At 73.5% G+C, this 13,266-nt stretch carries 15 protein-coding genes; 7 read left to right on the plus strand and 8 right to left on the minus strand.

The features are described 5' to 3' along the window. Positions 1–148 precede the first annotated feature (148 nt). The 3 genes from OOK38_RS12745 to OOK38_RS12755 all read right to left on the minus strand — a co-directional run bounded on the left by OOK38_RS12745 (position 149) and on the right by OOK38_RS12755 (position 2,722). A complete protein-coding gene (locus OOK38_RS12745; protein WP_266760771.1) occupies positions 149–886 on the minus strand; it encodes a hypothetical protein in 738 nt (245 codons plus the stop codon). Beyond that, positions 883–1,434 carry a SigE family RNA polymerase sigma factor gene (locus OOK38_RS12750; RefSeq protein ID WP_266760770.1) on the minus strand — a complete coding sequence of 184 codons (552 nt, stop codon included), beginning with the start codon at positions 1,432–1,434 and terminating at the stop codon, positions 883–885. Before OOK38_RS12750 ends, OOK38_RS12745 begins: the two co-directional genes overlap by 4 nt. 331 nt (positions 1,435–1,765) lie before the next feature. Next, complete coding sequence (locus tag OOK38_RS12755) at positions 1,766–2,722, minus strand: L,D-transpeptidase (RefSeq protein WP_266760769.1); 957 nt, start codon at positions 2,720–2,722, stop codon at positions 1,766–1,768. Between the two features lie 111 nt (positions 2,723–2,833). Here OOK38_RS12755 and OOK38_RS12760 point away from each other — a divergent pair, with 111 nt between their 5' ends. After that, positions 2,834–3,391, plus strand: coding sequence for a SigE family RNA polymerase sigma factor (locus OOK38_RS12760; protein WP_266760768.1), 558 nt, complete (start codon positions 2,834–2,836; stop codon positions 3,389–3,391). Then, positions 3,381–4,100: a L,D-transpeptidase gene (locus OOK38_RS12765; protein WP_266760767.1), complete on the plus strand. Its 720-nt coding sequence runs from the start codon at positions 3,381–3,383 to the stop codon at positions 4,098–4,100. Before OOK38_RS12760 ends, OOK38_RS12765 begins: the two co-directional genes overlap by 11 nt. A gap of 120 nt (positions 4,101–4,220) precedes the next feature. Here the strand turns inward: OOK38_RS12765 and OOK38_RS12770 are convergent, their stop codons facing one another. Further along, entirely contained in the window at positions 4,221–5,027 is an 807-nt protein-coding gene (locus tag OOK38_RS12770) for an alpha/beta fold hydrolase (protein ID WP_266760766.1), read from the minus strand. 249 nt (positions 5,028–5,276) lie between these two features. Between OOK38_RS12770 and OOK38_RS12775 the strand changes: the two genes are divergently transcribed. Both OOK38_RS12775 and OOK38_RS12780 read left to right on the plus strand, forming a co-directional pair. Continuing rightward, the gene (locus OOK38_RS12775) at positions 5,277–5,666 is read left to right on the plus strand and encodes a MarR family winged helix-turn-helix transcriptional regulator (RefSeq protein WP_266765775.1); all 390 of its coding nucleotides are present in this window, start codon (positions 5,277–5,279) and stop codon (positions 5,664–5,666) included. An 11-nt stretch (positions 5,667–5,677) separates the two neighbouring features. After that, complete coding sequence (locus OOK38_RS12780; RefSeq protein WP_266760765.1) at positions 5,678–5,956, plus strand: ribosomal protein L7/L12; 279 nt, start codon at positions 5,678–5,680, stop codon at positions 5,954–5,956. Between the two features lie 57 nt (positions 5,957–6,013). On the opposite strand, the gene OOK38_RS12785 is transcribed toward OOK38_RS12780, so the two are convergent. Further along, a complete protein-coding gene (locus OOK38_RS12785) occupies positions 6,014–7,357 on the minus strand; it encodes a helix-turn-helix domain-containing protein (protein WP_266760764.1) in 1,344 nt (447 codons plus the stop codon). A gap of 152 nt (positions 7,358–7,509) precedes the next feature. Between OOK38_RS12785 and OOK38_RS12790 the strand changes: the two genes are divergently transcribed. After that, entirely contained in the window at positions 7,510–7,683 is a 174-nt protein-coding gene (locus tag OOK38_RS12790; protein WP_266760763.1) for a hypothetical protein, read from the plus strand. Between the two features lie 263 nt (positions 7,684–7,946). Then, positions 7,947–9,194, plus strand: coding sequence for an amidohydrolase (locus OOK38_RS12795; protein WP_266760761.1), 1,248 nt, complete (start codon positions 7,947–7,949; stop codon positions 9,192–9,194). Positions 9,195–9,207: 13 nt separating this feature from the next. Here OOK38_RS12795 and OOK38_RS12800 read toward each other — a convergent pair whose 3' ends face one another. From OOK38_RS12800 to OOK38_RS12810, 3 genes are all read right to left on the minus strand, one after another. After that, complete coding sequence (locus tag OOK38_RS12800) at positions 9,208–10,656, minus strand: hypothetical protein (RefSeq protein ID WP_266760759.1); 1,449 nt, start codon at positions 10,654–10,656, stop codon at positions 9,208–9,210. Positions 10,657–10,780: 124 nt separating this feature from the next. Beyond that, complete coding sequence (locus OOK38_RS12805) at positions 10,781–11,959, minus strand: PP2C family protein-serine/threonine phosphatase (RefSeq protein ID WP_266760757.1); 1,179 nt, start codon at positions 11,957–11,959, stop codon at positions 10,781–10,783. A gap of 29 nt (positions 11,960–11,988) precedes the next feature. Then, a complete protein-coding gene (locus OOK38_RS12810; RefSeq protein ID WP_266760755.1) occupies positions 11,989–12,627 on the minus strand; it encodes an NAD(P)-dependent oxidoreductase in 639 nt (212 codons plus the stop codon). Positions 12,628–12,831: 204 nt separating this feature from the next. Here OOK38_RS12810 and OOK38_RS12815 point away from each other — a divergent pair, with 204 nt between their 5' ends. Then, a complete protein-coding gene (locus OOK38_RS12815; protein ID WP_266760753.1) occupies positions 12,832–13,266 on the plus strand; it encodes a hypothetical protein in 435 nt (144 codons plus the stop codon).

The following is a 13,266-nucleotide window of genomic DNA, read 5'->3' on the forward strand; positions in this document are numbered from 1 at the left end:
GCGTGAGGGGCCGTCCCCCTCCCCGCCCGGATGCGGGACCGCCGCCGGGAGGCCGCCGTCCCCGTCAGGGTCCGGGTTCGCGTGCGCCGGCCCGGCACGGCCCGCGCGCGGCGCGGGGCCGCCCCGCGTGTCAGGGCACGTACGCCCTTCACGGCCGGTACCCCTGACGTGCGATCGCCCTGCCCGTGGAGTCGTACACCGTGACTCTCCACGGGTCGCCGGTCGAGGTCTCGTCCGGGGCCGGGGAGGCCGGTGTCGTCGTCACCGCGTACCAGGCCCCCCAGCCGGGCCTGCCCGCGAGGGTCAGGGCGGTGGCGTGGACGACACCCGTGGGGGTCGTGAGCTCGACGCGGGCCGGTTCACCCGTTCCGTGGAAGACCCCGGAGAGGAACCCGCGGCCGTCGCCCCGGGGGGACAGCCGGAACGAGACACCGGGGCCGTTCATGTCGAGGTTGCCGTCCACGACGCTGCTGGACTGGGTGGGCATGCCGGGTTCCGTCCAGTGCGTGCCGTCCTTCGTCAGCCACATCTCGGTGCCGGCCGTCACCCGCACCCGCTCGCCGGGTGCCACGACCCGCACCCTCGCGGCGCCCGTGGAGAGGGAGGGGCTCGCGCTGGAGCCACCACCCGCGGGCGGAGTCACCGGCCCCGCGGGACCGGAGGCCACGCCGTCGCGGAGTCCGACGACGGCGAGCGGCACCAGCAGCGCCCCGCAGGCGGCCCCCAGCACGGCGGTCCTGCGGCGCCGCCGGAGCCTCCGGCCCTCGCGTTCGATGGCGCCCAGCGGCACGGCGGAGGGCGTGACGTCGCACGCGGCCTCGGCGAACACCTCGCGCAGCCGCTCGGCCTCGGCCGACGTGCGCGCGGAACGGGACGAGTGGTTCATGGGCGGGCTCCGGAGACGGGGTGACGGCCGGTGAACAGGGGATGGGCCCGCAGCGCTGCCAGGCCGCGCCGGGCATGGGTCTTGACGGTGCCGACCGAGCAGCCGAGCAACTGGGCCGTCTCGGCCTCGCCCAGGTCCTCCCAGTAGCGCAGCACCAGCACCGCGCGCTGCCGTGCCGACAGTGCGGCCAGCGCCGTGTCCAGGGCGGCCCGTTGGGTGACGGCCTCCGCGTGTCCCGGCTCGCGCTGGTGGGCCCGCTCGGGAACGAACGGCATCAGCAGTTGGACGACCCGTCTCTTGCGGGTCCGGCTGATGTTGTTGTTGACCAGCGACCGGCGCACGTAGAAGTCGATGTCGTCGCCGGGGATGCGCCGCCAGCGGGCGTACACCTTGGCCAGGGTGGTCTGGACGAGGTCCTCGGCTTCGTGGAAGTCGCCGGTGAGCATGTGCGCGGTGCGCACCAGGCGGGGCCAGGCGGCGGTGGCGTACTCGGCGAAGTCTCCACTGTCCGTGTGGACTTCGGGGATGTCGGTGGGGTTGTGCGGCACGACCTGCGGTCCCTCGGGTCGGGTGCGTGGGGGGCGGAGGGAGGCGGCGGAGCCGGGACCTGAACGGCCCGGCGCCCCCGCCCACATGCTCAGTTCAGGTCCAGCCGGGAGTGCACCGTGCCCTCGGCGGCGTACACCGTGGGCGCTCCGACCGGTGCGGGGGCGACGACCGCTGCGACGGCCATGCACTTCTGCGTTCCTGCCATGAACGGACAACTCCTCTTGATGTACCCGGCGTTCGGACAGCGGGAGGGCACCCTCCCCTCCTACAAACTCCCGGCGCCCGTGGGCCGGATGACACCGGCCGGCGACTTTTTCGCGCGGGTGTACGTCAGTCGAGCGCGCTCGCCGCCCGCCACTGGTCCCAGGTCAGGTTCCAGTCGCCGTAGCCGTTGCCGACGGCGACCGTGTCGCGGGAGCCGTCGACCTTGACGACGTCCCCGGGGATGACCTCGTCGAAGAACCTCTTCGCCGTGCCGTCGGTGGCGAGTCCGACGCAGCCGTGGGTGACGTTCTGGTGCCCGCCGTAGGTGTTCGCCTTCGGGTTCTGGTGGAGGTAGGTGCCCGAGGTCGTGAGGTGGACGGCGTAGTAGTAATAGCCCGCGTACGCGTCGCCGAGGCCGACGGTCCGCGAGTCCATGAAGACCTTGGTGGCCTTGTCGGAGACGACCATCGTGCCGTTCCAGGTGTCCATGCCCGGCGCACCGGCGGTGATCGGCACGCGGCGCGACGAACCGGCCTTCTCCACCGTCATGAAGTGTGTACGGACATCCACCGTGGCGACGAGGGAGCGGCCCACCGTGAAATGCCTAGTGATTCCGGCCCCGGCCCGGACGGTGACCGCCGTGCCGGGCTTCCAGTACGCGCGCGGCCGGAAGTCGACGCGCTGCCCGTCGAACAGGTTGTGGCCCCTGACCCAGCCCCAGGAGCCCTCGACATCGGCGGTTACCTTCAACTGTCTTTCCACATCGGCTCGTTCGGACACCGGTATCGGGTGGTCGAAGGTCACCGATATCGGCATGCCAACCCCCACGGTCTGCCCGTCCGCGATGTTGATGTGCGCGCCCGTCAGGGACTTGAGCGGCGTCGCGGAGGGCTTGGGAGCCGCCTTGCCCGTCGGTTCGGCGGTCCCCCTGGCAGCCGCCCCGCCGGCCCGCCCCGCGTCCGTACCCCTGCCTCCGTCGGTCAGTGCCTGCGCCGAACACCCGGTGAGCGCGAGCGCGCACGCGGCCGCGGCGCTCCAGACGCCGGCCAATCGGCGGCGGCCGCTCCTCAGTCCCGTGGTCATGGTGATCCCCCTGTGGTGTGTTTCGATGTGCGACGTACGGGACCTGTACGCACGGCAGGGACGGCCGGGTTGCACCCGGGCGCCAAAACTCCGGACATTCGGGCGGGGGGCATGACCGAGGAAGAGTTCGACGCGTTCTACGCGACCGCGTTTCCCCGACTGACCGGCCAGCTCTACGCGTTCACCGGGGACCACGGCGAGGCGCAGGACGTCGTCCAGGAGGCGTTCGTCCGCGCCTGGGACCGGCGGCGGGACTTCCTCGCCGACGGGGCGCCCGAGGCGTGGATACGGACCGTGGCGATACGGCTCGCGGTGAGCCGCTGGCGCCGTGCGCGCCGCTGGCTGGAGCTGGTGCGGCGCACACCGCCGCCCGAGCACACCCCGGGCCCCGGCCCCGAGCGCACCACGCTGATCACCGCGCTGCGCACCCTGCCCGAAGCGCAGCGGATGGCGATCGTTCTGCACCATCTGTGCGACTTGAGTGTCGAGCAGGTAGCCTCCGAAACCGGTGCCCCCGTCGGCACGGTCAAGGCCCGGCTGTCCCGTGGCCGGGCCGCGCTGGCACGGGTGCTCTCGGAGGATTCGGCGGACTCGGCCGGCTCCGCGCGTCCGACGGGATCCGCGGGTCCGTCGGGCAGGGGTGAGAGGGAGGACGACCGTGTCCGATGAACTCACCTTCGACCTGCGGGAGCTGGCTGCCGAGGGCGAGAAGCCGCCCACGCTGACCGGTGCGGAGATCCGTGGCCGCGCGGTACGCCGCCGACGCCGCCGCCGTACGGCACTGGCCGCGGCCGGCACCTCCGTCGCGGGAGCCCTCGCCCTGGTGGTCGCGCTGAGCCTGGGCGGCGGCACGGACCGCGAGCTGCCCCCGGCCGCGAGCCCCACCGTCACCGCGAGCCGGTCGGCGACGCCGGAAGCAACGGTCGACCTCGGCCGGCGCGTGCTGTCGGTCGCGGGCCGTCAACTCACCATCAGCGCGGGCACGGTGAAGACACCCACGCCGACCGGCCGCATGACGGTCGTGAGGAAGAAGGCCGTCGATGTGCTCACCGCCCGGGACCTCGGATTCAGCGACAAGTACGACGTCAAGGCCCCCTGGGTGATCGTTCTCGGCGCCTCCGACGGCTCCGAGAACTTCATCGCCACCATGACGTTCGACGAGAAGGCCCCGGGCAACTACGACCGCACGAGCGGCTGGATCGGCCTGCGCCAGGCCGACGCCAAGTGGCTGTACCAGCAGCTCTCGCCGGGCGCGGTGGTCGACATCGAGGCTTCGGCCGGCACTTCTTCGCCGACTCCGACAGGGGTGGACGGGGGCGCGGCGACAGCGGGCACGGGCGCGGGACCGGGCGCGGGACCGGGAACCTCAGGCGGCTAGGGGGCGGCCGACGACCGGACGGCGGCCCGGGGAGCGGGGGCTTCGAGGGTCTCGGGCTCGGGAACGTTCGGCGACCGACGGTCCTGGGGGGAACGGTCGGTGGCCGGAGCGCCGGTGGCCCTATGCGTGGGCGCGGGCGTCGAGGTGAGCGTCGAGTGCGGCGAACGTCGCCTCGGGCCGCTCGATGTGCGGCAGGTGACCGGCCTCGGCGATCGGCTCGAACCGCCCCCGCGCGAACGCCTCCGCGTAGGCCCGCCCGTACGCGGGCGTCACGATCCGGTCGCTCTCGCCCCACAGCACGAGGACCGGGATCCGCACCCGGCCGAGCCGGTTCAGCAGCTTCGGATCGTGCATGTACGGGTCACCGGCCAGCACGCGCAGGGTGGCCAGGTCGGCCCGCTGGGCCGCGATCCGTTCCTCCGTGAGGGTGGCGGGGTCCACGGCGAACCGGGCCGGGTCGTGGAACGAGTACGTGGCGATCTCGTCCGGCCGGAGCGCGAAGATGTCGCGGACCGGCTCTCCCGGGACGGCCACTCCCGCCGCGTTGACCAGCACCAGCGAACCGATGACCGTGCCGTCGTCGCGGAAGGCCATCTCGGCACCGGTCCAGCCGCCGAGCGAGGAACCGACGACGAGGACGTCGCGGTGGCCCTCGTCCCTGAGCCAGTGCAGATAGGCGATCGCCAGGTCGTCGACACCGGTGAGCCAGCCGGGACGCCCGGTCCCGTTCCAGCCGGGGTGCGTGGGAACGACGGCGCGCATGCCGCGGGCGGCCAGATGCGCGGCGATGCCCTGGACGGTGGCCGGCCCGCCCCCGCCGTGCAGGACGAGCGCGACCCTGCCGTCGGCGGGGCCGGTCTCGGTGAGGGCGAGGGGAAGGTCGGGGCGCGGGAAGACGGTGCGGGTGCGGAACTCGGTGTCGGTCATGCGCCCCACGCTATCTACGCATACATATATACGCAAGCTTAGATAGTCGATTAGGATGCGGACATGACCGCGAACCATGAGGGACCCGGGCCCCGGGCGGCAGCCCCCACCCCTGTCCCCGATGCCGCCCCTGCCCCTGCCTCTGCCTCTGCTGCTGCTTCCGCTTCCGCAGCGGGCCTCGCCGCCTCCGTCGGTGTCGGCGCGGATCCGTCCCCCGGCCCCGTCGATGTCGAAGAGCTCGGGCGTGCCGTGAAGGAGGCGCAGTACCGGCATCACCGCACGCTCGACACGCGCCTCGCGTCGGTCGGCACGACGCTGGCGCAGTGGGACGCGCTGCGGGCGATCTCCCGTACGCCGGGTGCGTCCGCGCACGAGCTGGCGGTCGCGACCTTCCAGGGCGACCAGGCCTTCGGCACCCTCGCCTCCCGGCTCGCGGCCCAGCACCTCATCGAACGCCGGCCCGGTCGTGGCCGCCGTATCGAGCACCAGCTGACGGAGGCCGGGGAGCACGTCCTGACGGCAGGCCGTGCCGTCACGCGCGAGGTTCTCGCCGCGTCGTTCGGGCCGCTCGACGAAGGCGAACGGGCAACGCTGCTCGGCCTGTTGCGCCGCCTCGGCTCCCCGGGCGAGGCACTCTAGGATCAACGACCATGGAAATAACAGGTCTGTTCGTCCTCGCCGCGCTCGTGATCGCGGGTTTCGCCGGTCTGGAGAGCAAGCTCGGCCGCACCGACCGCAGGATCGCCCACGTCGAGCGCCGGCTCGACCTGATCCTGGACCACCTCGGCATCCGCGAGGATCCGCCGCACCTTCCGCAGGTCACCGCCTTCCTGCGCGACGGCAAGAAGATCCAGGCGATCAAGGCCTACCGAGAGGCCACCGGCGCGGGCCTGAAAGAGGCGAAGGACGCCGTGGAACGCATGAACTGACACCTCCGCCGCCCGCCTCCGGCGCCCGGTGCCGGAGGGGCGTGACGTCGGTGCGTGTCAGAGAGGCGGTTGCGCCGGGGCCGGGCCCAGGGTCGTCGTGCCCGGGGCCGTGCGATGGCCGAGGCCCGTGCGGTAGGCGTCCAGGGCGGCTTCCACCCGGCCCGTACGGCGCAGCAGGTCGCCCAGCAGCCGGCACAGGTCCGCCAGGTCCCCGGCCGCGCCCGCCCGCTCCAGCAGGCTCATCGCCCGCACATAGTGCTCCTCCGCCGCCTCGGTGTCCCGGGCGTCCTCGGCGATGATGCCGAGCAGGCGGTGCGCGGCCGCCGCGTGGATGGCACCCCGCTCGGAGTTCAGGTCGCCGAGCACCTGGTGCAGCAGGGCGGCCGCCTCGTCGGACTTGTCGCGCCGGTGCAGCACGTCGGCGAGCTCCACCGCGACCTGGCTGGTGTAGAGCGCGGCCCGCTTGGCGGACAGCATGGCCTGCGCCTCGCGCAACTCGTCCTCGGCACTCTCCAGTTCGCCGTTCTGCGCGTACAGGTATCCGCGCATCCAGTGGCAGTTGGCGAGCTCGGTGCGGATCTGGAGCTGCCGGTAGAGCTCGGCGGCCTTGGCGAGGGAGACGTCGGCCTCGGCGATCCGCCCCTCGGCGATCATCGTCCGCGCCACCGACCGGTGCATCCGCGCCACCAGGGCCGGATCGCCGACCTGCGGCGCGAGGGCGAGCGCGAACTCGGCCGCCTGGGCGGCCCGGGCGTGCGCGCCCATGTCCATGTAGGGCGCGATGACTCCCGTGTAGAGCAGGAGCAGCGCGTCGGGGTCGTGCAGGCCCGTCCGGTTGAGCTCGTCGAGGGTGGACTCGAACAGGTAGCAGGCGTAACGGAGTTCACCGGCGAGGTAGTGGGAGACCGCCCGGCCGCGCACGGCGGGGACCCGCTGCGGCAGCGGCGCGTCCCCCATCCGCTGCTCCGACTCCTCGAAGCGCCGCTGCGCCGTCTCCAGGTCCCCGATGTCCAGGGCGCATTCGCCGAGTCCGAGGAGCGCCGCGGCCTGCTCGGCGACCAGTCCGTGCGCCTCCGCCTCGGCGAGCAGCGCGGTGTAGACGCCGGCGGCCACCTCGGCCTCTCCGGTGGCGAGCGTGCGCTGCGCGTCGGTCAGCCGCAGCCGCAGGTCGGTGGCGAGGTGGGCGGGCCGCCCGGTGGCCAGCTCCTCGTAGGCGACCCCGAGCCGTCCGGCGATGTGCCGCAGCGCGGGTTCGGAGGCCCGCACCCGTCCGGCCTCCAGGGTGGAGATGTACGCGGGGGTGTACGCAGGCTCCGCCAACTGCTTCTGCGTCAGGCCGCGTTCCGTACGCAGCTGCTGCACCCTGCGCCCGATGATCTCCGGGTCGTCCCGCTCCGCCATGGGTTAAGCATGCCATTAAGCCGAGTTAAGTCCGGCCTGTTGTCGACTCTCGTCCAACTCTCCTTGGCCCTCTTGCGATGGAAGGACGAGAACCTCTACGTTAAGCGGCGGATTAAGCCTGCTTAATACGCCGCTGTTGTTGCGAGGTCACCGTGCTCCGACGTATTTCCGCGCGCTACTCCAGAGGGTTTCTCGCCGCCGTCATCGCGGTCGCCGCGCTGGTCACGGTGGCGAACGTCGGCCCCGCGAGGGCGGCGGGACCGGCCCCCGCCGCACACACCGCCTCGAAGGCGGCCGGGCATCAGGGACTCCCCGCGGGACGCTGACCCGACGCACCGCCGTCCGGGCGCGTGCCTCGCCACCGGGTCCTTCAGTGCCATTGCCGTCCCCGGCCGCCCCGTCCACACGCTGTGGACGCCGGACGCGCCCTGAGGGCGCGCTCCGCCGGTCGTGGACACGGTCGCCGGCCGGCAGCGGGTGACATCCCGCCCCGTCCCGGCCGTCCTGGGGATGACGGACGGCGGCGTCATGGCCGTACGGCCGCTCCGAATCCCCCGTACGAGGGACACCCGCCGCTTACGCTGGGCCCGTGACCTCTGCCGCCGCCCGCATCGCGCTGGACCTCACCGCCGACCTCCCGGTCCCCGCCCTGGAGGACTTCTACCGCGACCTGCACCGGCATCCCGAGCTGTCGCTGCGCGAGCACCGCACGGCCGCCGCCCTCGCCGAGCGGCTGCGCAAGGCCGGGTACGACACGACCGAGGGCGTGGGCGGCACGGGCGTCGTGGGCGTCCTGCGGAACGGGGACGGGCCCACCGTCCTGCTGCGCGCCGACATGGACGCGCTGCCCGTCGCCGAGCGGACCGGACTGCCGTACGCCTCACGGACCGACGGAGTCATGCACGCCTGCGGTCACGATCTGCACGTCACCTGGCTGGCCGGTGCCGCCGAGGCGCTCGCCGCCGGGCGCGACACCTGGTCCGGCACGCTGGTCCTGGTCGGACAGCCGGCCGAGGAGACGGGCGAGGGCGCCGCCCTGATGGTCGCCGACGGGCTCCACGAACGCTTCCCGCGGCCCGGTGTCCTGCTCGCCCAGCACGCGGCACCCGGCCCCGCCGGGCTGTACGCGCACTCCCCGGGTCTGATCATGTCCGCCTCGACGGACATCGACATCGTCGTGCACGGGCGGGGCGGCCACGGTTCGCGGCCCGAGGCGACCGTCGACCCGGTGGTGACGGCGGCGTACATCGTGACGCGGCTCCAGACGGTCGTCAGCCGGGAGGTCGCGGCCCGGGACTCCGCCGTGCTGACCGTGGGGCGGATCGAGGCCGGCACCCGGCACAACATCATCCCGTCCGAGGCCCGGATCTCCCTGAACCTGCGGACCCAGTCGCCGGAGGTGCGGGAGCGGATGATCGCCGCCGTGCGACGCGTCGCGGCGGGCGAGTGCGCGGCGGCCGGCTGCCCGGCCGAGCCCGGGATCACCGTGGGCAGCGACTTCCCGGTGACCGTCAACGACGCCGACACCGACCGGCGGACCGCCGCCGTGCACGGCGAGGTCTTCGGTGCCGGGACGATCCTCGACCCCGGTCCGGCCATGGGCAGCGAGGACTTCCCACGGCTCGCCGCCGGGGGAATCCCTTACTCCTACTGGTTCGTGACCAGCACCCCGGCCGACGTCTGGAACGCGGCCCCGGGCGGCGACGACCTCATGACCAGGCTCGCGGCCGTGCCCAGCAACCACAGTCCGCACTTCGCCCCCGACCTGTGCACGCTCGCGCCGGGCGTACGGACCCTGGTGTCGGGTGCGCTGGCGTCCCTGTCGGTCGGCGGCTGAGAACCTCCCGGCCTCACGCCTGCGTCTGCAACTGGCGCAGCTGCTCCTGGACGTGGTCCAGCGCGCCTTCCCGGCGTCCGGGCACGCGCAGCCTCAACCGCGCCAGTTCCGAGCCGAGTTCGCGGGCCCGCGCCGGATCGTCGACACGGCCCCACTGGTGGTGCGCGCGGTCCACCGCCGATTCCACCTCCGGGGTGTCCGCGGCCTGTCCCGCGTCCAGCCGGGCCACCGCGACCGCCAGCCAGGTACGGCAGCTGCGCTCCGGGTCCCCCGCGAACATCGCCAGATCCGCCCGCACCTCCATCCAGTGCAGCACCTGCTCGGAGCCGGGCCCGTACGCGCGCAGCGCCTCCTCCTCCCGGCGGCCCGCCAACCCGGCGGCCTCACCGTGCCGTCCGGCCCGGACGGCGGCGGTGATCTCCCCATGGGGATCGGAGGACGGTGAACTCTCCTGCTGAGTCGCCTGGTTGGGGATGGCCATCAGCATCGGCTGCGGCGGGGCGGGCGGTTGGGACCCCGGTGGGGTGGACGGCTCCACCCTGGAGGGTGCGCCGAGGGGCGGCTCGGGCGGCGTGAGCGGCGCGGGCGGCGCCTGCGGGGCGGGCGACGCGAACGGAGCGGGCGGCGCGAACGGCGCGGGCGGCGGGGCCTGCGGGAGCGGCGGAGGAGATGTCACGGTCGTGAACCCCGGTGCCGGGGGCCATGGTTGCCCGGCCCAGGACTGCCCGGGACCGGGCGGGAACGGCGGCGCGCCGGTCTCCGCGACCACCGCACCCGCAACCGGGGCGGCGGCGGAAGCGGGCGCGCCCGGACCGCCCTGCCCGGGTGCGAACAGCAGATCCGGCGTCCCCGGCCGGGCCGCCGCGTCCTCGCCCGTCGTCCTCGTCAGGGCCTGCTGGTGGAGCTGGAGGAGGGGAGGCCGGTGGCCACTGCGAAGGATGGTGGCGACGGCTCTCATGTACGTCGGCTGCGCCACCGTACGGCGGGGCGGGGGCGGGGCGACCCGGCCGTACAGGGCGGTCGCCGGACCCACCGCGAGAGGGCGCCCGGCGAGGTGCGTCCAGGTGTCCGCGTCCGCGTGCAGGTCGACGAAGACGCTCGTCAGGCCCGGTGGGCGCAGCCGGAGTTCCTCGGCGACCCAGTGCCAGGGGAAGGCCGTGTAGCGGACCGTCGCCGGAGTGGTGCGGGCCAGCGCGAGATGGGGGAGCCGCTGGCGGCGGTCCAGCTGGAGCTGCCCGGTCACGAACATCGTCAGTGGTCCGGGAGAGGTCGCGGCCGCGCGCAGCCGGGTCAGCACGGCCTGCGGCTCCAACGGGTCGGCCAGCTCCACGACGTTCGCGGTCTCGGTGCCCGAGAGCACCGACGGGGCGACGGCCGCGAGCACGGGGAGCACGGAGGCCGCGTCCACCAGACACCCCTTGCCCACCGGCGAGGCCGCGAGAAGCAGCACGGTTCCGGGCATAGGTTCCCTCCCCCATCGATCAGGTACGTCAGCACCGTAACCGCTGCGCATGCAAAGAGGGGACGCGCGGCGTGCGAACTCACCGCCGCCCGACGGGACCTGACGTCCGTGTCCGCCGTCCCCGCTACGCCCGCCGACCGCCGGGAGCCAGGCGCCGAACCGCGAAGATCGTCGTGTCGTCGGCGAGCCGGCCGCCGCAGTGGCCCAGGGTGCCGTCGCGGACGAACCGTACGAGGAGGCGCGGGTCGGCGGTGCGCCGGTCCCGGGCCAGTGCCCTCACGAGGGCGTCGCGGAGCGGGAAGAAGTCGCCGGCCGCGTCGCGGGCCTCCGTCACGCCGTCCGTGACCAGGAGCAGCGTCTCTCCGGGAGCCAGCGGAACCCGCAGCACCGGTGGCGGCTCGGACGTCAACTCGCCTAGTCCGAGCGGCAGTCCGTCCCCGAGCGGCAGACTCCGTACGCCGTCGGGAGTGACCACGAGCGGAGGTTCGTGGCCGAAGTTGATGACCTCGACGGTGGCCGCCGTGTCCTCGGGGAAGGCGACCAGGACGCCGGTCGCGAAACGGTCGCCCTCGTCGCGGCCGAGCGCCGCGCAGTAGCGGACGTGCCGCAGCATCCGGACCTCCAGCCGGGCGGCGACCGTGGCGAGGACCTGTTCGTGGTACGCCGCCTCGCGGAACGTGCCGAGCAGCGCGGCCGCCGCCTCCACCGCCGCCAGTCCCTTGCCCTGGACGTCGCCGAGCAGCAGGCGGGTGCCGTGCGGTCCGGGCTGGATGTCGTAGAAGTCGCCGCCGACGCGGGCCTCGCTGTCGGCGGTGAGGTAGACGGCGGCGTGGTCCAGGCCGCCCCAGCCCGGCGCCATCGGGCGCAGCACGGTGCGGCGGGTCGTCTCGGCCACGTCCCGCATGTGCAGCATGCGGCGCTCACCGCGCACCCGCACCGAGCAGGCGAGGACCGCGAGGACGCCGCCCGCCAGAACGAGGATGAAATCGGGCAGACCCGTCCGGTACTGGTGCGGCCACGACGTGTCCACGGCGCTGTAGGTGAGCAGCGACAGCACGGCGAACGCCGTCGTGCCCAGCACTCCGCAGAGCGCGGCGGCGATGGCCGGAACCAGCGCCACCCAGGAGATGATCCGGAATCTGCCGGAGGTGTTCGCGTCGAGCAGCGCGATGGCGACGAGCAGCAGCAGCGGCGGCACCCAGGCGATGCTGCGGCCGCGCGCACGCAGGGGTTTCTGCCGTTGGACATCGTCCGGCCGCCCGGCGCGCGGGAGTCCGCCGAGTACGGATCTACGGGCGGCCACCTCGCCGTACCGCCTCCCGTTCCCTGCTCTCAGTACGCGACCGACATCCGGCCGTTCGGGTGGACGGGCATCTCCAGCTGGTCGACGAAGGCCATCGCGTAGTCCTCGGCGCTGATCCGGCTCCGGCCCTCGGCGTCGGTGAGCATGCGGTCGCCGCCGATCCTGAATTCGCCCGTGCGTTCGCCCGGACCGATCTCCGCGGCGGGCGAGATGTACGTCCAGTCGAGGTCGTCGACGTAGGCCCGGTAGAAGGCGAGGGCGTCGCGGTGGGCCAGGGCCTCGGGAAGGTAGGTCTCCGGGAAGTCGGGCTGGTCACAGGCGGCCTGACCGGGCGCGACCTCCAGGGTGCCCGCGCCGCCGACGATCACGAGCCGCCGTACCCCGGCCGTCCGGACGCCGTCCACCAGGGACTGGTTGAGGACGAGGAAGGGTTCGCGGGGATCGGAGCCGTCCCGGGGCGGGACGCACGCAGACCCCACCGCGTCCGCGCCGGCCACGAGCTCGGCGACCTTCGCCGGGTCCGAGGCGTCGGCCGCCGTCGAGGCGACCCCGGGCACCGGGGACTGCCCGGACCGGCTGACCGCGACGACCTGGTGTCCGCGTGCCGACGCCTCCGTGGCGATGCGGCTGCCGACCATGCCGGTGGCGCCGAAGAGTACGAGCTTCATGCACCTCAGCGAAGCACGCGACCATGATCACCGCATCCCGGCGCGGCACGCGCCCATGATCGACGCGTCCCCGGCGGGCCGGCCGTCGGCGACCGGCGGACGCCCCTCGCGGAAGGCCTGCGACAGGCCTCCCGTCCCGACTTGCCAGGGGCTCCGGCGAGGTGTGACCTGGAAGGCGGGGGGCGAGCAGAGAGGAGTCCTCCCATGGCTCACGCCGCACCCGTTTCAGGGAAAGCGAGTACATCCGGATCGACCGACGTCTTCGGGGCGCAGACCCACACGATCGCGAAGTGGGCGGTGCCCGTCGCCGCCGGTCTCGTCTACGGCTTCTGGGCCGCCGCCATCAACCGGGACACCGGTGCGATCACGGGCTGGAACGTGCTGTTCGGCTTCGTGTGCGCCATCGCGTTCGCGGCGGCCTACATCGGCGTCCGCGCGCTGGCGCCGATGATGCGGCGCGAACTGCACGCGGTGATGTGGGCCGCGTTCGCGGGCTGTGCGTTCGGTTTCCTGTACAGCCAGACCGACGCGACCGTCCTGCGGTCCGTGTTCATGTCGCTGGCGGTCGCCGTGGGCGTGTTCGCGGTGGCCTTCTACCGCTACTACACACACGAGGACGCCGCGGGAAAGGCGGGCTGA

Origin of the sequence: Streptomyces sp. NBC_00568, assembly GCF_026341855.1 — a bacterium.
In the GTDB taxonomy this organism is placed as follows: Bacteria; Actinomycetota; Actinomycetes; order Streptomycetales; family Streptomycetaceae; genus Streptomyces.